This window comes from Paraburkholderia caffeinilytica, assembly GCF_003368325.1.
In the GTDB taxonomy this organism is placed as follows: Bacteria; Pseudomonadota; Gammaproteobacteria; order Burkholderiales; family Burkholderiaceae; genus Paraburkholderia; species Paraburkholderia caffeinilytica.
Genome location: NZ_CP031467.1, coordinates 2,167,855 through 2,190,667, shown reverse-complemented (window position 1 = coordinate 2,190,667; position 22,813 = coordinate 2,167,855). Strand labels below are relative to the sequence as shown.

The following is a 22,813-nucleotide window of genomic DNA, read 5'->3' as shown; positions in this document are numbered from 1 at the left end:
ATGGCAGAACGCAAACCGTCTACAACGAACCTCTCTCCAAGGCGCAGAAGCACTCGCGCCCGGGAAACGCAGCTTGCTTTTGAGGCCCTTTCGATCGAGGGCGGGTTGCTTTCACCGGATTGGCTCGCGCGTGCCGCGCAGTTGACCGCCGGCGGGCAGAGCGAGTCCGACTACCGTATCCACAAGGGACTCAACCTTCGCGACGAGATCGGGCGCTTCTGGCGAATCGCGCAGGCGCACTGGACAGACTTTGCGGCGGGCCGGGAAGGCAAGGCCGACGCGCGATTGCTCGCTGAGCGTTTCGTTGAAGCTCTGTTGAGAGACAGCTTCGGATTTTCCTCCTTTGTAAAAGCTGAGTCCGTCGTGCTCGACGAGCGCAGCTACCCCATCGGCTTTGCCGCACTCGGTGGCCGTGTGCCAGTGGTCGTCGCTCCAGCGGGTAGGGGTCTCGACACGCTCTCGCCTGTTTTCGGCGACGGCACCCGCAGACGCAGTGCCTTTGGTCTCGCACAGGAATATCTGAACGCCGCTGACGCGGCGATGTGGGGTCTTGTAAGTGACGGCCTCACGCTTCGTATCGTTCGTGACAATGCAAGCCTCACCCGTCCGGCGTGGATCGAAGCGGACCTGCTGCGTCTCTTCACCGAAGAGCGATACGCCGATTTTGCTGCACTTTGGCTGCTCGTGCACGAGAGCCGCTTCGGACGAGCGGACCAGCCGGTGACCGAGTGCTCGCTCGAAGCCTGGCGCATCGCCGGTCGAGAAGAGGGCACTCGCGCGCGTGAGGATCTGCGGCGCGGCGTGGAAGACGCGCTCATCTCACTAGGCCAAGGCTTCCTTAGCCACTCCGATAACCACTCACTCCGCAGTGCGCTGCAGAGCGGAGCGCTCTCGACCAAGGACTACTTCAACCAGCTCCTGCGCCTTGTCTACCGTCTCATCTTTCTGCTCACCGTCGAAGAGCGGGGCGTGCTCCATCCCGAGGACACCAACGAGAAGGCCAAGTCGCTCTACGCGACAGGCTACAGCTTGCGTCGCCTCCGCGAGCGTTCGGTAAAGCGCAGCGCGCATGACCGCTTCTCAGACCTCTGGGAAGCGGCCAAGATAGTGTTTCGCGGTGTGGCCGCCGGCGAGCCCCGCCTCGGGCTCCCGGCATTGGCGGGCATATTTGCTCGGTCCCAATGCCCTACACTGGACGCCGCAAAGCTGGAGAACCGCTCGCTGCTCCTCGCCGTATTCAAGCTCTCTTGGCTGCGTGAGGATTCCGGCCTTTCGCGGGTGAACTGGCGCGATATGGGCCCCGAGGAACTCGGTAGCGTTTACGAAAGCCTGCTCGAGTTGGTTCCGCAGATTGCCAAGGACGGCAGGCAGTTTGCTTTCGCGACCGGTGGCGAGACAAAAGGCAACGCTCGAAAGACTTCGGGCAGCTATTACACCCCTGATAGCCTAGTGCAGGTCCTGCTCGATAGCGCCCTCGATCCGGTCATCAAGGACACCGTCGCGATGCACCCGGAAAATCCGGTCGATGCACTGCTAAACCTCTCGATCGTCGATCCGGCCTGTGGCTCGGGACACTTCCTGCTCGCGGCGGCACGCCGGCTCGCATCGCACGTCGCGCGCATCTCGGCTAATGGTACGCCGTCAGCTTCTGAGTATCGACACGCTCTGCGGCAGGTGGTGGGTCGCTGCATCTATGGTGTCGACCTCAATCCCATGGCCGTCGAGCTGTGCAAAGTGAGCCTCTGGATGGAAGCCGTGGAGCCGGGGCTTCCGCTCACCTTTCTCAACTCACATATCCAGCATGGCAATGCGCTGCTCGGCACGACGCCAGAGCTAATGGCAAAGGGCATCCCTGACGCCGCGTGGGAGCCAATCAGGGGCGATGACAGGAAAATTGCGAGCTCGCTGAAGAAGCGAAACCAGAAGGCGGTCGGAGGCCAGCGATCGCTTGACCTAGGTTGGTCCACGCCCACGAACGCCGAAGCGGAAATAGTTGCTCGGGCGGTGGCCGAGCTGGACGCTGCTCCCGACGCGAATCCTGAGGCTCTCGCCAAGAAGGAATCGAAGTGGGACGGCATCCTTGATTCGGCCGAGTACCGACACCAGAAGCTCGTCGCGGATGCATGGTGTGCGGCTTTCATCTGGCCGAAGTGGTCCGGCGAAGTTGCCGAGTTTGCCCCGACGAACGAACTGTGGCTCCAGCTTCGTGATGGACTAGGACAGCCGCCCTCCCTCCTGCTAAAGACTGTGAACGAGCTGGCAGATCAGTGCCATTTCTTTCACTGGACCTTGCAGTTTCCACAGGTATTCGCGAAGGGCGGATTTGATGTTGTTTTAGGGAATCCCCCCTGGGACTCGCTGCTTTTTCGTGAGGAGGAGTTTTTTGCGGGCAGCCGTCCTGATATTTCCCAAGCCCCAACGGCGGCTGTGCGTAAGCGAATGATCGCGAAACTTGAAATAGAAGACCACGCACTGTTTTGCGCATACCAAGAAGCCCTGCGGGCGATGGACGGGGTAAATGCCTTTGTGCGCTCGCAAGTGCGCTACCCATTGTGCGGGGTCGGTCGGGTCAATCTGTTTTCTCTGTTTGCGGAAGCAGCTCGGACGCTCGTATCAATGCGTGGTCGCGTAGGCCAGATCCTACCGTCGGGGATCGTCTCTGACGACTCAACTAAGCTTTTCTTTCAGGCGATAGTTGAGAGTGGGAGCCTCGTATCGTTCTTTGATTTCGAGAATCGGGAGGCGATATTCCCCGCAGTTCACCGCTCCTTTAAGTTCGGCATCCTGACACTCTCAGGCCGTGCTTCTTCTGTGACATCTGCGGAGTACGTCTTCTTCGCCACGCGAGTTGAGCACCTGAAGGACCCTGAGCGACGTTTCCACCTTTCGGCGACTGAAATCGCGCTTTTAAATCCGGCCACAATGACGTGTCCAATTTTCCGCACGCGCCATGACGCAGAGATCACAAAGGCCATTTACCTGCGTTTGCCGGTAATCCCCGCGTCTGGCTGGAAGGTTCAGTTGAGACGATTGCTCAACAGCGCCGATGACTCCAACAGCTTCGAAAAGGAACCTGGAGGGAATCGTCTGCCGCTCTATGAGGGCAAGTATTTTCACCACTACGATCATCGTTGGGTTACGAACGAACGCAACGGCGATAGGCCACTGACTGCAGCTGAACTGGTGAACCCTAGTTGCTTTATAAGTCCTCGCTATTGGTACCCTGAGGATGACGCCAAGCAGCGATTCGGCAAGGGCTGGAAGCACTCTTGGGTGTTAGCCTGGAGGGACATAACGAACTCCACAAACGAACGTAGCTTCATCGCCTCGATTGTTCCCTCGCTCGCTGTTCCTGACACGGCAAAGGTAGTGTTCGTAGAAGAGACCCAAGTGGAACGGCTTCACACATTTATTGCGAACGTCACCACTTTCGCGTTTGACTTCGTCGCTCGACAGAAGATCGGCGGCATGCATATGAGCGCGTTCATCGTCGAACAACTCCCCCTGCTTGCCCTGACGGCAGGAGACCAACACATCTCATGGCTGGGGCGTACGCTCCACGATTGGCTGCAGCCTCGCGTTCTCGAACTCACTTTCACCGCCTGGGATCTTGAGCCTTTCGCCCGTGACGTCGGTTACGACGGCTCGCCATTCATCTGGAGCCCCGAGCGCCGCTTCCTGCTCCGCTGTGAGCTCGACGCCGCATTCTTTCACCTCTACGCGTTATCGCGCGACGACACTAACTACGTGATGGATAGCTTTCCGATCGTTCGGAGGAACGACGAGAAAGCTCATGGTGGAAAGTATCGAACCAAAGACACGATCCTTGAAATCTACGACGAGATGGCGGTAGCGGCACGAACCGGCAGGCCCTATCAGACTCGCATCGAACCGCCGCCCGCTGATCCTCGAGTTGCGCATGCGCCAAGGTTCGTGCTGCCAGCGATGCCCGCCTCGGTGACGGATCTCCCGGCAGCCGAGGATCTCGCCCGCTTTATCTGGGCAATTGTGCTCGCCAGCGATGGGAGCATTGGGCGCGCAACACTGGCCCGCGCGTACTCACTTCGAACCCAACCGACGGTCCTCCGCGGTCTCGCTCCAGCCGCCGCTTCGTCGGTAGCTACCGAGTGGGTGACGGCAGTCTCCGCGCGAGCGAGCTCGGTGTCTCTTCTTCCGCTCCTCAAGACGCTTGAATTGCATGGCGCCGTCAGCTTTGACGTGAAAGCTGGAGAGGCCACTGTGGAGCGGGGCGCGAACACGCCTTCGTCGGCAGACATTGGCGCGTGGCACGACTTCGAGGCCAGGTTAGTTCTTCAAGTTGTAGGCAGCCTCGATACGCAGCAGCTCGCGCAAGTGGACACTGGATTGTCCGACGACGCTCGCGAGGTACTTCGGACAGGAACCACCGGATGACACAACTGCGACTGCCTAACCTCGATCTGCCCCGCGCCTTGCATCCCGCAGCCGGCGTGACACAGCCGATCATCTGGGTACGTCGCCTGTGCGTGGTCCGAGAGTTCGCCCGCGGCGAAGAGTACGTCGTGCGCGATGTTTCATTGCGCCGTGGGCTCAACATCGTTTGGACGCCACCTCGTGATACGGGCGGCGGAAACGAGCTATTCCAGGCCGGTATGTCGGGACACACGGCCGGAAAGACGACGTTCTGTCGCCTGATTCGCTACGCCCTCGGTGAGCATGGCCTCTCAAATGAGAGGACGCGCCGACGAATCCGAGATAAGTTCCCGGCTGGCTGGTTATTGGCAGAGGTGATTGTTGACGGGGACGAATGGGCTGTAGCACGACCGTTTGGGATCGGCGCACATTCATTCTGCCGGCGTGGTGCTCCGTTTGATGCATTGTTCGATGGAGATGCGCGACATGACTACCAAGACTTTCTCGACGCTATCGCTGGTGCCGCTGTAAATTGTCTGCCCTCGCGCCGGTTCCCGACAACCGACCAGCCTATCCGATGGGAGCACATTCTTCCGTGGCTTTCACGGGACCAAGAGTGTCGGTTCACGGACTTTCTCGAGTGGCGCCACAGTTCCAGCGAGTCGGATGCCCCCGCTCTGAGTGTCGATGAGCGCCAGTTCGTCGTACGCGCCGTTCTGGGACTGATTAGCGACGCCGAGCGCGCCGAACAACTTGCCAATGCCCAGCGCTTAGTCCAAAGGAAGGAGGCTGTCCGTCGTGCGCCGTTGTTAGAACATCAAGCCTTAGTCGACCATCAGCGGCTGAGCGAATTGTTCCCCGAAACTCCAGAGCCTACGTCAACTGAGCTGTTCACCGCGGCTACACGAGATGCTTTGCGAGAGCAACGGCGTACCCTTGATGGTCAGCTCGCAGCACTCACGGCATCGAGTGGTGTTGAGGCCCTTCGAGCCAGCCTTGAGCGAGCGATCGAAGAAGAAACCAACGCGAAGCGCGATGTCGAGGACGCGGAGCTCCGGCTGAAGGCAGAACAAGGTGCACTAGCAGCACTCAGTGAGCCAAGCGAGGCGGCGTCCCTCCTGTCGAGTCTTCCTCCCGCGCGCGGGTACTGCAACCAACCGATGAGCCTAGCCCGCGATCGCACCTGTCCTCTGGCGTCCACGCTGCCGAGCGACCTGGCAGCTAAAAGAAGTGAGCGCGTAGTGAACGGCGAGATGGAGCGCCTGCGAACCTTGGTGCAAGCCCTTGATGTTAGTTTGGCACAAGCTCGAGGTGTGCTTGGCGAGCGCATCGCCCAGCGATCGACTGCTGCAAGAGCTGAGATGGTTGCGCGTACCGAGCTCGAACAAAAGCGAGGGCGGTTACTCGAAGAACGCGCCGGCGTTGTCCATCTTGACAAGCAGTTGGATAACGCAGAGTGGGCTGAATCGACCGCGCGCAATGAGCGTGAAACCATCGAAACCTTAACCGTAGCGATCGATGCCTCGTACGTCGTCCAAGAGCAACTCCGCGCCCAGAATAGCATGCGGCTGAGCCACCTTGCTTCCACATTCGACTACGTCGTGCGCGCAATCCTAGGAGATGAGGTTACTGCGACCGTTACGGCCGCGGGGCGCTCTCTGGCGCTGACGGTTGAACACAATGGTGAACGCGAGAGCGCCGCTATTGCGACCGTAAAGTTACTGGCGTTCGACTTGGCGGCGCTAACCGAGAGTGTTCAGGGTCGAGGGTCCTTTCCGCGATTTCTTCTTCACGACGGACCGCGAGAAGCGGACCTGTCACTCGATATCTACGAGAGACTGTTCCTGTTCGGGCAGCATCTTGAGGGCTGCTTCTCTGGGGAGCCTTCGTTCCAGTACATCATCACCACGACCACGAAGCCGCCCCAGGCGCTTCTCAGTGCCCCTTGGCATGTACTCACTCTTGCTGGAGTGCCATCCGAACAGCGACTGCTGAGGTGTGACCTATGACGTTGCTCTTCACGTCTCTGCTGCTGGGCGACGCTACGAAGCAGGGCTGGGCCGTGGCCAAGCTAAAGCTCCCTCCTACGAGAGGTAGCCTATCACCCCCGCCCGTCGCCGAGTATCAAACGTCACAACCGCGAGCATTGCCAAAGCGACAACTCCATGAGATTTATGCGCAGCTCACGCTGACGGAACTCACTTCGCTGTCGTTGGAACCGTCGATAGACCAGGGGATTGATGAAGAAGCCCGCGACAAAAGCGGCGAGGTTCGCAATCCGGCGTCGAAGCAAGTGAAGCAGAAACCATGACAATGGACTTCTCGCCGGCCACGATCACGCGCATCGAAAAGGCCGCTGTGGACAACGGTTTTGACCTGGATCTGTTGGTCGAGCAGGATTGGCTGGGCTTCGCGAGTACGCAGTGCCCGCTTCGCATCTGGCTCAGAAGTGCGGGCGGCACAGCAGTGCATGCCACCTTCTCACAGCAAAATGTCGCTCGCGCGCTCGACCAATACGGCATGCCTATGGCCGATCCGTTCCCGGAGGGAGCCCTCGGCGGCCGCACTGTCACCGATATTCCCTCGCTCCACCACCTGCTTCGCCGCGCCTTTCAGCTCAGCAAGACACTTCCTGACGAGTTGCTCCACAGTTTTGAGAAGCAGATCGCGACGCTGCCAAGGACCACCGAGATCGAACGGCTGGTCGTCCAGCGCGTCGGACAAGACATCTTCCGTGGGGGGTTGCTCGATTACTGGGAAGGACGCTGCGCGATTACCGGACTCGCCGTGCCTGAACTGCTGCGCGCGAGTCATATCAAGCCGTGGGCTTTCTGTGACAGTGACGCCGAGCGTCTCGATATTTTCAACGGGTTTCTGCTCTCACCAAACCTCGACGTTGCCTTTGACCGGGGCTTCATCACCGTCGCCGACGACGGTTCGGTGATCGTGTCGGGAATGCTCGACGTGGCCGCGCGGCGCACTCTGGGTCTCGACGCTGCGCTACGAGTACGAGAGCGATTGCTGCACGATGCGCACCGGAACTATATGCCTTGGCATCGGGAGCGGGTATTTCAGCATGGAGGAGGAAATGGCTGAGTGAAAGTGGGTATACCGCCAAGGGATGGCGCATCAGATCGCGTCAAATGCGGGGACGCTCAACGATGCGGGCATGTTGGGCCGAGATAAGTTGCCCCGCGTCTCGAACAGTGCTCGATGGCAAATGGCCGTGGTGACGTGTCGACGGTGCGACCACAGAATGGTGGGATTGCCGACTCTCTGAACATCTGCTGTGCGCGGAATTTGCGACATTCGCAGGCCTCCGTCAAAGGGCAGCAACGGGTCCAGCCTGTGTAAAACGTGCTGATCGCCTAAACTGTAGCAACGCATTCAGGCACATGAAGCGATTTGTCGAAGGCGAAGGCCGAAAGCAAGTCGTCCTGCAACCCGAGTATCTCGACGACCATGTCGCCGACGACAACCCGGTCCGTATAGTAGATGTCAACTTCGATGAGCTTGACCTGCAATGATCTCGGCTTCGACGGAACCTCGGATGGGGAAGTCTCCTTCATTCATCTACGGCTATCTCAACCGTATTCAGTCAAGTCAGCGCTTGGAGCATGAAACTCAACGCAATATAGAGCTCATGTGGCTCACGGGCCGCCTTTTACCAGATTTCAAGACCATTGCCGACTTTCGCCGTGACAACGGCAAAGCGATCCGTAATGTATGCCGGCAATTCATCGTGTTGTGCCGTAACCTGAATCTGTTCTCAAAGTCGATCGTGGCGATTGACGGCAGCAAGTTCAAAGCCGTCAACAATCGTGATCGCAACTTCACGAGTGGTAAGGTCCGGGCACGCATGCAGCAGATTGATGAGAGCATCGCGCGTTACCTTGCGGCGATGGCGACGGCGGACCGGACGCAGTCCGATGTCGCCGAGGCGAAGACGAGCCGCATCAGCCAGAATAAAGTTAGCCGGTGGCTCGTACGCGCGCGCGTAGAATGCGGAACGTCTTCCGGTCGTCAGGCCGGTGACACTTGGCCCGGAACATGACTAGGCAATCGGCAGGCGCCTCGAACACAGAACTCGTCGTCCAGCGAGTTCGCAAACGAATGTTTGAAAAATTCGCCGCACGCAATTCGACAGACAGTGAAACAATGGGGTAATTCATGAATGTATTTTTATTTCAGACGAAGCCTGAGCGATTAGACCTTCGCTCAGCGATAGTCCCTGGCGAACAGGCGGTGTGGTACGCCACCCGTTATCAAACTGAAATGGCTCCGGGCGATTTGGTGTACTTGTGGATGTCTGGGGACGAGCATTTCAAAGGTTTGTATGGATGGGGCGTGATAACGTCAAAGCCATATCCGAAAGCGGATTGGGACAGTCACGGCGTAGACATTGAATACCGCGTTCGCTTCTCCAAACCGATAAAGGCGAGCTCACTGGAAAACGACCCGGTGTTGGCAAAAATGCTTGTGTTTCGTGCCCCTCATGCGAGTAATTTTTTGTTGGACGCGCCAGCGATAAAAGGGTTGTCCAAGGTAATTAAGGACCGACGAGAAAAGGTCCCTAATTTCCAAGGGGCTGTCGAATGAACAATAAAACAAGGGAGTGGGGCGGCATAATCAAGGCCGTGAACACCCCTATAGCATTTTTGGTACTTGGTGTATTGTTTTTGAACGCTGTAATGGGCGTAGTAGCACTAGTGCAGGCAGAGTATCGCGGTGTACTTGTTTTTACCCTGGTTGCTTCGGTTTTGTCGCTTATGGCTATAGTCGTAGCCCTTGGGGTTTTCAGACCCGAGGCGTTGCAGGGTGTCAGGCCGTGGCATGAGGCTTATCCCCCGCGGCTTGCGGACGACCTCTATATGGCTGTGGAAGGGGCGTTTGACAACCTGAACCAAGTCGAAAGAGAAGAGGCGTGGGCTACGCTCGCAGACGTTCTGAAAACTGCTCGTAAGGATGACAAAGATTATAAGAAGTTTTGCGCTAGCGTCGCCGAGCGCATAGCTTTGCGCGTAGCCACCAAGAAGCGGCTACAGAAGTCGAGACAGAGCCCGAGAAAGGGGGCAGTCAAGGCTTAGACTGAGGCAGGTCACACGACCTGCCTCACTACCCTACCTTACGATACCGGCCCATTTTGAGGCTTGGTCCACAAAATAGTCGTGGACGTAAGTGCGAATCTCAATGTGATCGTCGTAAATGATGTGAAGCTGATTTCCATAGTTATCCGAGCGAGGAAAAACCCGCCAGCTGACAGGCTCTCCGGGGATAAAGTCAAATTGGTTATCGCTTCGTATCACCTGCAAGCCATCGTGTGTTTCGACAACGCTCCCAAAAGGAGCCGTAGCAGTTGAGACAATGTCATCAGCGGAAGTGAGAACACCCTGTCCACTTACGTTGTGTATGCCTTTGTCCAGAAATTGCTGTTCAGGTATTTTGGGGTCGATAACACCGACTGCCTCGCTAGTACCTAGCCTAGGGTCATATTTTTTAACCGCCAAACTTCCGTCTTTAAAATTAAAGATTTTATCCTTACAACCCCACGAGACCCCTTCGCCTTGAAAAATCTCGTCCGAGGATACAACGCGGTCTGCAACTCGCATGTATCTCTTATCGGCAATCTTCTTTCTCTTATATGAAGCCAAAAATCCAGACGAGCCCGGTGCGGAGCCGAAGATGCTTTGATAGGACCAGTCGCAATCTGTGCAAATGCGTTTAGAGACAATTGTCGGGTCCGACGAAGCCGTATTATCCGCCGAGTCGAAGACAGCGAACTCTCGCAACCCTTCGTCACCTGCCGCACAGGCTAGCGTCGTGTAGTTGTGGGAAGCCTTAACGCTGAACACAGCACTGTCCCAGCGCTTCTCCACATCATTTCCCTGCCCGCTCTCCAACGAACTAGTGGGCGCATGAAACAGGCCTTGTTTAAGTCCCACATACATTCGATGGTAATAGACTTCCGAGTCGGCGTGCGGATATGGAAACGGATTGTCCTTTATCTTCAGAAACTTCCCGACCGCTTCGTCAAAACTGACTTGCAAATCGCTCGTGGAGGCGAGATTCGCAAGTTGCTTTTGCATTACGCTGCGCAATTCAGGGTCGCCCGCGAGCATCTTACCCGCGTCGGAATAGAGGATTTGGCCGTCAAGAAAGGCAATGCGGATAGCCGTCTGCAGCAACGGGTATCGGGACACAACGGACTCGACTGCGCGCGCCCAGTTATAGACGTGCATCGAGTGGTCTGCGCCGAAAAGATAAAGCTTTCCGGAATATATCTGGCTGTCCCAGAACTCGCCTGGAATGATTAGGCTTACAGCTTGCATGGTTGCATACTCGCAATTTTGCGGAGCTTCGCGCGGGGAAGAATGTTTGCAGATTGCCATGCGTCGAGGACGCTGGAGTCCGGCACATCGTCTGCGGAGAGGGTGTGGGCCACTGGATAGCCGTGCCAGTCAGCAGCGTTTCGGACGAATTTGGCGATGAAAACGTCTGAGGTGTGGCTCTTATCAACCCCGAGGAATTGGACCGCCTGCTGCGGACGGTATAGTCCCCACGCGGTGCTGCCGTCCACAACCCATTTTGCGAGGCACGCCGCAGAGAAAATCTCTTTTTCCTGCACCTCGGTAACCTTCCATTGCGACTTACCGCGGGTGGCGTCCCTGTGGTCCGGCTTGATAGTGTAGAAGTGACTATTGCCCAAGTCGAAACGCTGATTCGGTACCCCGCGCATCCTTCAAGTCCCCGGAAATGTTATTTCCGATAGTGTGACACAACCCGCTTGTCCGGGCGAGAATTTGCAACCGGCTGCAACGACCTTACTTGCTCGTCGGCGTTGCAAGTGCGGCATTTAACCTGAGGCGCGTGGTACGTGCTCAGCTTCGCTCGCTTGTCCAAACTGCTTACACAGCAGTTACACCGTCCCGAAAAACGAAAAAGGGTTACATGCGTTCACATGCAACCCTTTGAATTTGCTGGTGGGGCGTGAGTGACTCGAACACTCGACCTAGGGATTAAGAGTCCGTCGTGCCGAGAATTCGTCTTCGTCTACGGGCGAACCCAACTTTCTTGGACGTCAGAAATTCCTGCAACGCAATGATTTTGACGAAACAATTCTCGAGAAACGCTGTCGCCCAAGTGTTTGATCGCTGCAAGTTAGATTAAGCGAGTCAACTCTCTGGCGGACAGCTTATTGAGAACCTAGCCAACAATTCTGAGAGACAACAATCTCAAACATCAATATTCCCCGCCCTCAACGCATTCGACTCAATGAAAGCCCGACGCGGCTCCACATCATCCCCCATGAGCGTCGTAAAGATGCCATCAGCCGCAATAGCATCCTCAATCTGCACACGAAGCAAGCGACGCACAGTCGGATCCATCGTAGTCTCCCAAAGCTGCCCAGGATTCATCTCACCGAGCCCCTTATAGCGCTGCTTGGAAATATTGCGTTCAGCATCAGCCAGCAACCACTTCATAGCGCTCTTGAAGTCGGTAACAGCCATACTCCGCTCGCCGCGTTTGATGACAGCACCAGTCCCAATCAACCCCTTAAACGTATTCGCGGTATTGATCAGCTGCTGGTAATCAGCAGTGAGCTGAAAATCCTGATCCAACACAGAAATCTTCTGATTACCGTGATGAGTCCGCGCAACGCGCAGCGAGCGCAGCTCACGCACCGGGTCATACATCGTCGTGACCTTAACCTCCGGCTTCAACGCATCATCCCGCAACTTGGCCTCAAGCGCCGCCGCCGACACCGCAGCCGCCTCCTCCGAGGAAAGGTCAATAACAACCCCATCCATCACAGCCTCAAGCGCCCCAGCGTCATACAACCGGCTCAGTCGGTTAACCACAGCTTGAGCCAACAAATAAGCCCGAGCCAACTCACCCAACGCATCGCCGGTGATAGGCGTAGCACCTTCAGAAGCCAACAACTCCGACCCCTGCAACGCCAGCTTCAAAATGTGAGCATTAACCTCAGCCTCATCCTTCAAATACCGCTCATCCTTACCCGCCTTGATCTTGAACAGCGGCGGCTGCGCGATATAGATATACCCACGCTCGATCATGTCCGGCATCTGACGATAGAAGAACGTCAGCAGCAGCGTGCGGATGTGCGCGCCGTCCACGTCAGCATCGGTCATGATGATGATGCGGTGATAACGCAGCTTGTCGAGGTTGTAGTCTTCCTTGCCGATGCCGCAACCCAACGCCGTAATCAACGTCACAATCTGCTCCGAAGAAAGCAGCTTGTCATAGCGCGCCTTCTCCACGTTGAGCACCTTGCCGCGCAGCGGCAAGATCGCCTGAAACTTCCGATCCCGGCCCTGCTTCGCCGAGCCGCCTGCCGAGTCGCCCTCGACGATATAAATTTCCGACTTCGCCGGGTCCTTCTCCTGGCAATCCGCCAGCTTCCCAGGCAACCCAACCCCATCCAGAACACCCTTCCGACGCGTCATTTCACGCGCCTTCCGAGCCGCATCCCGCGCCCGCGCCGCATCAACAATCTTGCCGCAAATGATCTTCGCGTCGTTCGGCGTTTCCAGCAGGAATTCTTCGAGCGCCTTCGCGACCACGTCCTCCACCGGCGCGCGCACTTCCGACGACACCAGCTTGTCCTTGGTCTGCGCGCTGAACTTCGGCTCCGGCACCTTCACCGACAGCACGCACGAGAGCCCTTCGCGCATGTCGTCGCCGGACGTCTCGACCTTGGCTTTCTTCGCGACTTCGTGATCGTTGATGTACTTGTTCAACACGCGCGTCATCGCCGCACGCAACCCGGTCAGGTGGGTGCCGCCGTCGCGCTGCGGAATGTTGTTCGTGAAGCACAGCACGTTTTCGTTGTAGCTGTCGTTCCACTGCATCGCCACTTCCACGCCCACGCCGTCTTTCTCGCCGCTGATGTGGAAAATGTTCGGGTGCAGGACGGCCTTGTTCTTGTTGATGTACTCAACAAAACCCTTCACGCCGCCCACGAACGCGAAATCTTCTTCCTTGCCCGTGCGCTGGTCGGTCAGCTTGATGCGCACGCCGTTATTCAGGAACGACAGTTCGCGAATCCGCTTGGCCAGGATGTCATAGTGATATTCGACATTGCCGAAGATCGTGTCGTCCGCCAGGAAGTGCACTTCGGTGCCGCGGTTTTCGGTGTCGCCGATCACCTGAATCGGCGAGACGGCCACGCCATCGATCTCCTCGATGAGGCGGTTCTGCGGCACGCCACGGTGGAATTCCATGAAGTGCTTCTTGCCGTCGCGACGAATCGTGAGGCGCAGCCATGCCGAGAGCGCGTTCACGCATGACACGCCCACGCCGTGCAGGCCGCCGGACACCTTGTAGCTGTTCTGGTCGAACTTGCCGCCGGCGTGCAGCTCGGTCATCACGATTTCAGCGGCGCTGCGCTTCGGATCGTGCTTGTCGTCCATCTTCAGGCCGGTCGGCACACCACGGCCGTTGTCGGTGATGGAAATCGAGTTGTCCGCGTGGATGATCACCTGGATGTCGTTGCAATGCCCCGCCAACGCTTCGTCGATCGAGTTGTCCAGCACTTCGAATACGAGGTGATGCAAACCGGTCCCGTCTGACGTATCCCCGATGTACATCCCCGGCCGCTTGCGCACCGCCTCCAGACCTTCGAGGATCTGAATCGAGGAGGCGCCGTAGCTGTTATCGGGTTGCGAATTGTTCGTTTCAGTCATGGATTTTTTCCGGTTCTGCGTTGCTGCTGGGTTGCTGCTCGGGACTTTTCAAAACACCATAAAAACGCCAAAGGGGCGCTGCGCCCCTTGGTGTCTTCTTGATTTTTTGGACGCGTTAGATGCGCATCGGCATCACGACGTATTTGAATTCGTCGTTCTCGGGAATCGTGATCAACGCGCTGGAGCTGGCGTCGCCAAGGCTCACTTGCAACATGTCGACCTTCAGGTTCGCGAGCACGTCGAGCAGATACGTGACGTTGAACCCGATATCGACGCTGTCGCCGTCGTACGCGATTTCCAGTTCTTCCTGCGCCTCTTCCTGATCGGCGTTGGTCGACATGATCTTCAACTGGCCCGGCTCGATGATGCAGCGCACGCCCTTGAATTTGTCCGAGGTCAGAATCGCGGCGCGTTGCAGCGAGCGCTGCAGTTCTTCACGGCCGATCACGAACTGATTCTTGTGCGACTTCGGAATCACGCGCTGGAAGTCGGGGAATTTGCCTTCCACCAGCTTCGACACCAGTTCGACCTGGCCGAAGGTGAACTTCACCTGCGTGGGCGCGATGTCGATCTTCAGCGTGTCGTCGATGTCTTCCAGCAGACGCTGCAGTTCGAGAATCGTCTTGCGCGGAATGATCACTTCCTGACGCGCGAACGAGCCTTCAATCTTCATCGACGAGAACGCGAGGCGGTGGCCGTCGGTTGCGACTGCCATCAGCTGGTCGCCGTCTACCACCAGCAGCATGCCGTTGAGGTAGTAGCGGATGTCCTGCTGGGCCATCGAAAAATGGACCATGCCGAGCAACTGGCGGAACGTTTTCTGGGGAACCACCAGATTCGCGCCGTAGTCTTTAGCCTGAGCGACGGTCGGGAACTCGTCGGCCGCCAGCGTTTGCAGCGCAAAGCGGCTCTTGCCGGATTGCACAGTCAAACGCTTGTCGTTCAGCGTGAGCGTGACCTGCCCGTCGGGCATGGCGCGCAGAATGTCGAGGAGCTTTCTTGCTGCCACCGTGGTCGCGACCGAATCGCCGCCCACGCCAAAATCGGCACGCGTGGTGATCTGCAACTCGAGGTCGGTCGACAGGAACGACACGTCAGGGCCGTTCTTGGTAATCAGCAAATTGGCGAGGATCGGCAACGTATGGCGGCGTTCGACGATGCCGCTCACGGTTTGCAGCGGCCTGAGGAGGTTATCGCGTTCGGTCTTGACCAGTTGCATAGAGTTCCTTCGTTGATATAACGGCCTGCGCGCCTGACTTGCCAGCCTCACAGCGCGCAACCGCGGCTCCCCGCCGGCGCCACGCAGCGCCTGTCACGGCGTGAATTCCGCCCGCGGCCGCCGGGCGGTTAAACCTGTATTGTGCCTGAAAACGGAACCGCTCCACTAAAATGGGGGCGAGTTCCGAAATAAACAGATCGAAATTTCCTTCCAGGCTGCTTAACCTTTCAGCGTTTGCTCCAGCACGTGCAGTTCGTGGTTCAGCTGCGCGTCCGTGCCGCGCTCGGCGGCAATCTTGCGCACCGCGTGCAGCACGGTGGTGTGGTCACGTCCGCCAAACAGTTCGCCGATTTCCGGCAAGCTCTTCTGCGTCAGTTCTTTCGCCAGATACATCGCGATCTGCCGCGGCCGCGCGATGTTCGCCGGACGCTTCTTCGAATACATATCCGCGACCTTGATGCTGTAGAAGTCAGCCACGGTCTTCTGGATGTTTTCCACCGAAATCTGCCGGTTTTGTACCGTCAGCAGGTCTTTCAGCGCTTCTTTCGTGAGTTCAATCGAGATTTCGCGGCCGTGGAACTTCGAATACGCGAGGATCTTGCGCAGCGCGCCTTCCAGTTCGCGGACGTTCGAGCGCAGATGCTTGGCGACGAAGAACGCGACGTCTTCATTCAGGCTCACGAACTCGGATTGCGCCTTGCGCATCAGAATCGCGACGCGCATTTCCAGCTCGGGCGGCTCGATCGCCACCGTCAGGCCGGAGTCGAAACGCGAGATCAGGCGGTCGTCGATGCCGGAGATTTCCTTCGGATACGTGTCGCTGGTGATGATCACCTGCGCCTTGTTCGCGACGAGCGCCTCGAACGCGTAGAAGAACTCCTCTTGCGTGCGGGACTTGCCTGAGAAAAATTGAATATCGTCGATCAGTAGCAGGTCGAGCGAGTGGTAGTAGCGCTTGAAGTCGTCGAACGCCTTGCGTTGGTAGGCCTTCACCACGTCGGACACATACTGTTCCGCGTGGATGTAGCGAATCCGGGCGCCGGCCTTGTCCATTAGAAGCTGGTTGCCGATCGCGTGGATCAGGTGGGTCTTGCCCAGACCCACGCCGCCATATAGGAACAGCGGGTTGTACGAAATGCCGGGGTTGTCCGCGACCTGAATCGCCGCGGCGCGTGCCAACTGGTTGGCCTTACCGGTCACGAAGTTGTCGAAGGTGAGCACGGGGTTGAGCTTCGAACGCTCGTACATCGAGTCGTTCTCGCCGTTGCCGTTCGAGCTCGCGCTTTGGCCCGGGCGCCACGTGCGGCGGGCGGCCGCGGCTTCGTTCGCGTCGAGGCTGGGGAGATCAAGGTCGGCGGCATCGTCGGCGACCGCGCGTGCGTTCGCGTTTTGTTCGGCTGCCGCGCGTGCATTGGCGTTGAGGTTCGCCATGGCGCTGTTCGCGCCATTGGCACGCGCGGCTTGTGCCGATTGCACGGCGCCTACCGCCGCGTCCACTGCGGCACTGCCGCCGTTTGCCCCCGACGACGAATGGCCGCCGCCCATTGCGCCAGGCGCGGAAGACGGGCGCGCCGAAGCTGGCGACGAGGTCGCCGCCGGCGAGCGCATGCCGGCTTTGGGGTCCAACACAAATTGCACATCGACCGGGGTGTGCCAGAAATCGCGGGCCATATCCGCAATGCGGCCGGAGAACTGGCTCTTGACCCAGTCGAGCTTGAAACGGTTCGGCGCAGCGATGCTAAGCGTGTTCGCAGCGGCGTCGAAGGCGACCGGGGCCAACGGTTTGATCCACGTCACGTACTGCTGGGGCGTCAGCTCGCGCTCCAGCAATGCGGAACAGTGTTGCCAGAAATCGTTCATCGAGTTGCTGTCGTTATGGTGTGCACGGCGGTTCGCCGCTGCCCCTGTCGCGGATACGCAACAAGGCCCTGAGCAGTTAGGCCGAACCAGGCGCAATGGCTCCAGGCGCTTGTGCCACAAGGGTTTGCGGGGCAAGCGAGCCGGAGCGGCGTGCAGGATTCTTGGGAAGTAAGGCGAGATTCTAACGCCAAAACGTCATCGGAAGGGAGTTATCCACAGGGACGGATCATCGGACGAAGTCTTCCTGGGGCCAAGCTGAACAGGGCTAAACTATTGACGGTCAACGAAAAACCGGTTTAAATAGCGGGTTCCGCGAAAACCAATTCAGTAAACCTCCGGCCATTGCCGCTTCAGCGATGATCGTGCGGTTAATTTTCGATCAGTCGATCAAGTGAGAGCAACATGAAACGTACTTACCAACCTTCCGTTACCCGTCGCAAGCGCACCCACGGCTTCCGCGTTCGCATGAAGACCGCAGGTGGCCGCAAGGTCATCAACGCACGTCGCGCGAAGGGCCGCAAGCGCCTCGCCATCTAAGGCAGGCGAGCGGATTGCGCGCTCCGTTTGTGCCAATAAGCGAGACCCGCGGTGAAGCGGGAGCGGCTGGGGCGCCGCAACTGGGCTCGGTTCCGTTGCGAGCGCAAGCCGCCTTCCCCAAAGCCGCAAGGCTACTGAAAACGGATGAATTTTCATCCGTTTTTCGTTTGCGCCCGTGGCGCCGCACCGCGCACTTCGTGGTGTACGGCCGGCCCACCGGTAACGACGCTCGCTTAGGTCTCGTGATCGGCAAGAAGTATGCGCCGCGCGCGGCCACGCGTAATCTGGTACGTCGACTCGCGCGTGAAGCCTTCCGGCTGCGTCGCGCGGAATTCGGCGGTTGGGATGTGCTGCTGCGCCTGCACACGCGCTTCGACAAGAAGGCTTTGCCGAGCGCTTCGTCGCCCCCGTTGAGGGCGCTGTGCCGCAGCGAGATAGAGGTGCTGCTCGATAAGGCAGCGCGCGAAATTGTCCGTCGCGAGGCGCCGCCCGCGGAAGCGCCCAAGACGGAATGACGCTCAAGTGAGCGCCCGCTTCGCAGCTATCCGGTTCGCCGGGATAGCTACGGCAGCCAAGCTGCGCGGGCCTCACCCGGTACTCCACGTTGCGCGGCGCCGTCCGGCCGCACCAGACATGCAAACGGTACTCATCGCTTTACTGCGTTTCTACAAGCTTGCTGTGAGCCCCATGCTCGGCAATCGGTGCCGTTTTTACCCTTCCTGCTCTGATTACGCGCGCGAAGCAATCCAGTATCATGGCGCCGCGCGCGGGACTTATCTCGCCGCCAGGCGTATTTGCCGCTGTCACCCGTTTTCCGCGGGCGGCATCGATCTCGTCCCGCCTCCCACTTCTGAAAAGCGCTGACGCGCCGTTCCATCGACACTGAGACAACGCATGGATATCAAACGCACCGTCCTATGGGTCATCTTTTTCATGTCAGCTGTCATGCTGTTCGACAACTGGCAACGCGACCACGGACGCCCGTCGATGTTCTTCCCGAGCGCCAACCCGACCAAGACCGTCGGTAGCGCCGCTCCGGGAACCACGACGCCGGGAACCCAGTCCGCCGATTTGCCGGCCACCAACGCAGCAGCAGCACCGGGCAACGCGCCGGCAGCGGCGCAAGGCCAGTTGATCAAGTTCAGCACCGACGTCTACAACGGTGAGATCGACACTCGCGGCGGCACGCTGTCGAAGCTGTCGCTCGTCAAGCAAGGCGACGGTAAGCAGCCGGATCTGGTCATCACGCTGTTCGACCGCACCGCGAACCACACGTATGTGGCGCGCACGGGTCTGCTCGGCGGCGATTTCCCGAACCACAACGACATCTACACGCCGGTGCCGAACCAGCCGCACGAGCTGACGGGCGACGCCAAGTCGTTCCAGCTCAGCCTCGAGTCGCCGGTGAAGGGTGGCGTGAAGGTCGTCAAGACCTACACGTTCACGCGCGGCAGCTATGTGATCGGCGTCGACACGAAGATCGAAAACGTTGGGACCGCGCCGGTCACGCCGTCGGTCTATATGGAACTGGTGCGCGACGATACGCCGGTGGAAACGCCGCGCTTCTCGCACACGTTCATCGGACCGGCTGTCTACACCGACCAGCACCACTTCCAGAAGATGACGTTCAGCGACATCGACAAGAACAAGGAAGACTTCGTCAATTCGGCCGACAACGGCTGGATCGCGATGGTGCAGCATTACTTCGCGTCGGCGTGGATTCCGCAGCAAGGTGCGAAGCGCGACATCTATGTCGAGAAGATCGATCCGACGCTGTATCGCGTCGGCGTGAAGCAACCGGTGGCGGCGATCGCCCCGGGCCAGTCGGTTGACGTATCCGCGCGCCTGTTCGCCGGCCCGGAAGAAGAGCGCATGCTCGAAGGCATTGCGCCGGGTCTGGAACTGGTGAAGGACTACGGCTGGGTCACGATCATCGCGAAGCCGCTGTTCTGGCTGCTCGAGAAGATCCACACCTATGTCGGCAACTGGGGCTGGTCGATCGTGCTGCTCACGCTGCTGATCAAGGCCGTGTTCTTCCCGCTGTCGGCCGCGAGCTACAAGTCGATGGCGCGCATGAAGGCGATCACGCCGCGCATGCAAGCTCTGCGCGAACGCTTCAAGGGCGATCCGCAGAAGATGAACTCGGCGCTGATGGAGCTGTACAAGACCGAGAAGGTGAATCCGTTCGGCGGTTGTCTGCCGGTCGTGATTCAGATTCCGGTGTTCATTTCGCTGTACTGGGTGCTGCTGTCGTCGGTTGAAATGCGCGGTGCGCCGTGGATTCTCTGGATTCACGATCTGTCGCAACAGGATCCGTTCTTCATCCTGCCGGTGCTGATGGCCGTCTCGATGTTCCTGCAGACCAAGCTGAACCCGACGCCGCCGGATCCTGTGCAAGCCAAGATGATGATGTTCATGCCGATCGCGTTCTCGGTCATGTTCTTCTTCTTCCCGGCCGGTCTGGTGCTGTACTACGTGGTGAACAACGTGCTGTCGATCGCCCAGCAGTACTACATCACGCGGATGATGGGTCAGACGAAGACGAAAGCGGCCTGATCGATGTCTTGCCTGAAGCGGGCGGCGGTAGCGCCCGCTGACTGACAGGCAGAAGCGGAAAGACGCAGAAGCTAACTATAAAAAAGCCGCCCGGTTTGCGCCGGGCGGCTTTTTTTATGACTCGGCGGCCGATTGGCCCTTATCTTTCGATGTCGTTGTCGATGCGCCTTCAGGCGCGGCGTCGGTTTCCTGTTGCGTGCCGCCGTCGAACTCCGTCATCAGCTCTTCCACCAGATTGCGCTGCCTCGGCGACAAACCCACGAAGCGGTTGGCCATCTTCGTCACCAGCTCGATCGTTTCCGGCGTCATCGGATATTTCTCGCCACGGGCAAGCGGCTTAGCCTTACCGGAGGGCGTTGGCCCGTAGTGCAGCCAGTGGACGTCCTTTTGCAGCCACGTCGCTAAAACCTGCAACTTGTCGCGCTTCGGAATCGTCGTGCCCGCGAGCCATTTGTGCGCGGTTTGTGGTGAGACGGCAGGGCCACTGCTATAAAGCAGATTGAATTCCCTGGCTAAATCGGTCCCACCCTTGATGTCTTTGGGGAGTGAGTCTTTCAACCGTTTGGCGAAAGCTGCTTTTTCTTTAGAGGTCGGCATGGGCCCGATTGTGCAATTCGGCGCATAATCAGTGGACAACCAATTACGCTATTTTATTGCTCAAATAAGCTATTTTTAGCCTGAAATCACCACCTAATAACGCATTTCACGATTTTATCGAATGCTGTCTTTTCCTTGTGCAGTGTGCGTTTTCGGCATTCTGGTGCGTCGGCGAGTCGCAGGTACGTCTTAAGCTATCTTAGCTTGTATGAGATAAATCTCTATTTGTCTTATGACAATCAGGCCAAGTTAGGAGCGTGGCCCGGGTCCAGAGCCGGAGGAGGCCCGCGTTACAATGCCCGGCGCCCGCTCCTGCGTATTCAATCTCTTCTGACAGCCTCGTTTCCATGCTCACCACCGACTCCGATCCTATCGTCGCGATTGCCACCGCACCCGGCCGAGGCGGAATCGGGGTCGTGCGGATTTCGTTTGGCCGTGCCGGGGAAGCCGCCGCGCAGCCGTTGATGCAAGCGCTCACCGGCTCGGCACTCGCGCCGCGTCACGCGAGCTACGTGCCGTTCCTCGACGACGCCGGCAACGCGCTCGACCGCGGCATCGCACTTTACTTTCCCGCGCCGCACTCCTACACCGGCGAACACGTGCTCGAGTTGCAAGGCCACGGCGGTCCAGTCGTGCTGCAACTGGTGCTGCAGCGTTGCATCGACGCCGGCCGCGCGTTTGGTCTGCGTCTGGCCGAGCCGGGCGAATTCACGCGACGCGCATTTCTCAACGACAAGCTGGATCTGGCGCAAGCCGAAGCCGTCGCCGATCTGATCGAGGCCAGCACGGAGGCCGCCGCACGCTCGGCGGGCCGCTCGCTCGACGGTGCGTTTTCGCGCGACATCCATGCGTTGGTCGAAGAAGTCATTACGCTGCGGATGCTGGTCGAAGCGACGCTCGATTTCCCGGAAGAAGAAATCGACTTTCTGGAAGCCGCCGACGCCCGCGGCAAGCTCGCGCGAATCCGCGAGCGCCTTGCGGACGTGCTGAGCGAAGCGCGCCAGGGCGCGTTGCTGCGCGAGGGTTTGTCGGTGGTGCTGGCGGGACAGCCGAACGTCGGCAAGTCGTCGCTGTTGAACGCCCTCGCCGGCGCCGAGTTGGCTATCGTCACACCGATCGCCGGCACGACGCGCGACAAGGTCGCGCAAACCATCCAGATCGAAGGCATTCCGCTGCACGTGATCGATACGGCCGGCCTGCGCGATACCGAAGACGAAGTGGAAAAGATCGGCATTGCGCGCACATGGAGCGAGATCGAGCGCGCCGACGTCGTGTTGCATCTGCTCGATGCGCGCACCGACATGACCGCCGAAGACGAAACGATCGCTGCACGTTTCCCAGGCGGCGTGCCGGTGGTGCGCGTGCTGAACAAAACGGATCTGACCGGGCTCGCGCCGTCCGTGACGCCGCTCGACGCGGATCTCGAACTCAGCGAAGTGCGGCTGTCGGCCAAACAGGGCGATGGGGTCGCGTTGCTGCGCGAGGAATTGCTGCGGATCGCCGGCTGGCAGGCCGGCGCGGAAAGCGTCTACCTCGCGCGTGAGCGGCATCTGATTGCGCTGCGCGCGGCCCAGGAGCATCTGGAGACGGCCGCGGCGCACGCCGATCAGAATGCTCAGGCACTCGATCTGTTCGCCGAAGAACTGCGTCTCGCGCAGGATCAACTGAACTCGATCACTGGTGAATTCAGCTCGGACGACCTGCTCGGGGTGATTTTCAGCCGGTTTTGCATCGGGAAATAGCCTGCTGCCAAGCGACGACCAACGTTCGTGGGCGCATCGCCAGAGGTTGTCGCCCGCTTCTTCGCGGCGCAGCGTTATCGTGCGAGCAAACCGACCGGGTGCTGCGCGCCATGTACGCCTCAGGTATCCGCAAGTTCGGCACTTTGCGCTGCACGACGACAGTTGCACCATCCCACTACCTGTATAAAAACACAGTACAATCTTTC

General features: G+C 58.8%; 16 protein-coding genes and 2 pseudogenes. 12 read left to right on the top strand and 6 right to left on the bottom strand.

Annotated elements, in window-relative coordinates:
- The 7 genes and pseudogenes from DSC91_RS26055 (at position 1) to DSC91_RS26025 (ending at position 9,479) form a co-directional block, all read left to right on the top strand.
- Complete coding sequence (locus tag DSC91_RS26055; RefSeq protein ID WP_115781496.1) at positions 1-4,413, top strand: Eco57I restriction-modification methylase domain-containing protein; 4,413 nt, start codon at positions 1-3, stop codon at positions 4,411-4,413.
- Positions 4,410-6,401: a hypothetical protein gene (locus DSC91_RS26050; protein WP_115781495.1), complete on the top strand. Its 1,992-nt coding sequence runs from the start codon at positions 4,410-4,412 to the stop codon at positions 6,399-6,401. The genes DSC91_RS26055 and DSC91_RS26050 overlap by 4 nt, the downstream gene beginning before the upstream one ends.
- Entirely contained in the window at positions 6,398-6,703 is a 306-nt protein-coding gene (locus tag DSC91_RS26045) for a hypothetical protein (RefSeq protein WP_115781494.1), read from the top strand. Before DSC91_RS26050 ends, DSC91_RS26045 begins: the two co-directional genes overlap by 4 nt.
- Positions 6,700-7,488, top strand: a complete 789-nt coding sequence (locus DSC91_RS26040) for an HNH endonuclease (protein ID WP_115781493.1) — start codon at positions 6,700-6,702, stop codon at positions 7,486-7,488. The genes DSC91_RS26045 and DSC91_RS26040 overlap by 4 nt, the downstream gene beginning before the upstream one ends.
- 299 nt (positions 7,489-7,787) lie before the next feature.
- Positions 7,788-8,356: pseudogene (locus DSC91_RS26035) on the top strand (transposase); the annotation flags it as partial.
- A 206-nt stretch (positions 8,357-8,562) separates the two neighbouring features.
- Positions 8,563-8,991, top strand: coding sequence for an EVE domain-containing protein (locus DSC91_RS26030; protein ID WP_115781492.1), 429 nt, complete (start codon positions 8,563-8,565; stop codon positions 8,989-8,991).
- Positions 8,988-9,479 carry a hypothetical protein gene (locus DSC91_RS26025; protein ID WP_115781491.1) on the top strand — a complete coding sequence of 164 codons (492 nt, stop codon included), beginning with the start codon at positions 8,988-8,990 and terminating at the stop codon, positions 9,477-9,479. The genes DSC91_RS26030 and DSC91_RS26025 overlap by 4 nt, the downstream gene beginning before the upstream one ends.
- 33 nt (positions 9,480-9,512) lie before the next feature.
- Here DSC91_RS26025 and DSC91_RS26020 read toward each other — a convergent pair whose 3' ends face one another.
- The 5 genes from DSC91_RS26020 to dnaA form a co-directional block, all read right to left on the bottom strand.
- Entirely contained in the window at positions 9,513-10,721 is a 1,209-nt protein-coding gene (locus DSC91_RS26020) for a hypothetical protein (RefSeq protein WP_115781490.1), read from the bottom strand.
- The gene (locus DSC91_RS26015; protein ID WP_162831465.1) at positions 10,709-11,098 is read right to left on the bottom strand and encodes a hypothetical protein; all 390 of its coding nucleotides are present in this window, start codon (positions 11,096-11,098) and stop codon (positions 10,709-10,711) included. The genes DSC91_RS26020 and DSC91_RS26015 overlap by 13 nt, the downstream gene beginning before the upstream one ends.
- A gap of 526 nt (positions 11,099-11,624) precedes the next feature.
- Positions 11,625-14,096, bottom strand: a complete 2,472-nt coding sequence (gene gyrB / locus DSC91_RS26010; protein ID WP_115781488.1) for a DNA topoisomerase (ATP-hydrolyzing) subunit B — start codon at positions 14,094-14,096, stop codon at positions 11,625-11,627.
- 115 nt (positions 14,097-14,211) lie between these two features.
- Positions 14,212-15,315: a DNA polymerase III subunit beta gene (gene dnaN / locus DSC91_RS26005; protein WP_028197661.1), complete on the bottom strand. Its 1,104-nt coding sequence runs from the start codon at positions 15,313-15,315 to the stop codon at positions 14,212-14,214.
- Positions 15,316-15,534: 219 nt separating this feature from the next.
- On the bottom strand, positions 15,535-17,175 hold the full coding sequence (gene dnaA / locus DSC91_RS26000) for a chromosomal replication initiator protein DnaA (RefSeq protein WP_217482054.1): 1,641 nt from the start codon (positions 17,173-17,175) through the stop codon (positions 15,535-15,537).
- Positions 17,176-17,577: 402 nt separating this feature from the next.
- On the opposite strand from dnaA, the gene rpmH reads away from it, so the two are divergent.
- The 4 genes from rpmH to yidC all read left to right on the top strand — a co-directional run bounded on the left by rpmH (position 17,578) and on the right by yidC (position 20,268).
- Positions 17,578-17,712, top strand: a complete 135-nt coding sequence (gene rpmH / locus DSC91_RS25995; protein ID WP_004198824.1) for a 50S ribosomal protein L34 — start codon at positions 17,578-17,580, stop codon at positions 17,710-17,712.
- Positions 17,713-17,741: 29 nt separating this feature from the next.
- The gene (rnpA, locus tag DSC91_RS25990; RefSeq protein WP_373291827.1) at positions 17,742-18,227 is read left to right on the top strand and encodes a ribonuclease P protein component; all 486 of its coding nucleotides are present in this window, start codon (positions 17,742-17,744) and stop codon (positions 18,225-18,227) included.
- A 118-nt stretch (positions 18,228-18,345) separates the two neighbouring features.
- Positions 18,346-18,576: a membrane protein insertion efficiency factor YidD gene (gene yidD, locus DSC91_RS25985; RefSeq protein WP_006050604.1), complete on the top strand. Its 231-nt coding sequence runs from the start codon at positions 18,346-18,348 to the stop codon at positions 18,574-18,576.
- Positions 18,577-18,606: 30 nt separating this feature from the next.
- Positions 18,607-20,268, top strand: coding sequence for a membrane protein insertase YidC (gene yidC, locus DSC91_RS25980; RefSeq protein WP_115781487.1), 1,662 nt, complete (start codon positions 18,607-18,609; stop codon positions 20,266-20,268).
- 186 nt (positions 20,269-20,454) lie between these two features.
- Here yidC and DSC91_RS25975 read toward each other — a convergent pair.
- Positions 20,455-20,865 (bottom strand): annotated as a pseudogene (locus DSC91_RS25975) (transcriptional regulator); the annotation flags it as partial.
- 347 nt (positions 20,866-21,212) lie between these two features.
- On the opposite strand from DSC91_RS25975, the gene mnmE reads away from it, so the two are divergent.
- Complete coding sequence (gene mnmE / locus DSC91_RS25970) at positions 21,213-22,607, top strand: tRNA uridine-5-carboxymethylaminomethyl(34) synthesis GTPase MnmE (RefSeq protein WP_115781486.1); 1,395 nt, start codon at positions 21,213-21,215, stop codon at positions 22,605-22,607.
- The last annotated feature ends 206 nt before the right edge of the window (positions 22,608-22,813 follow it).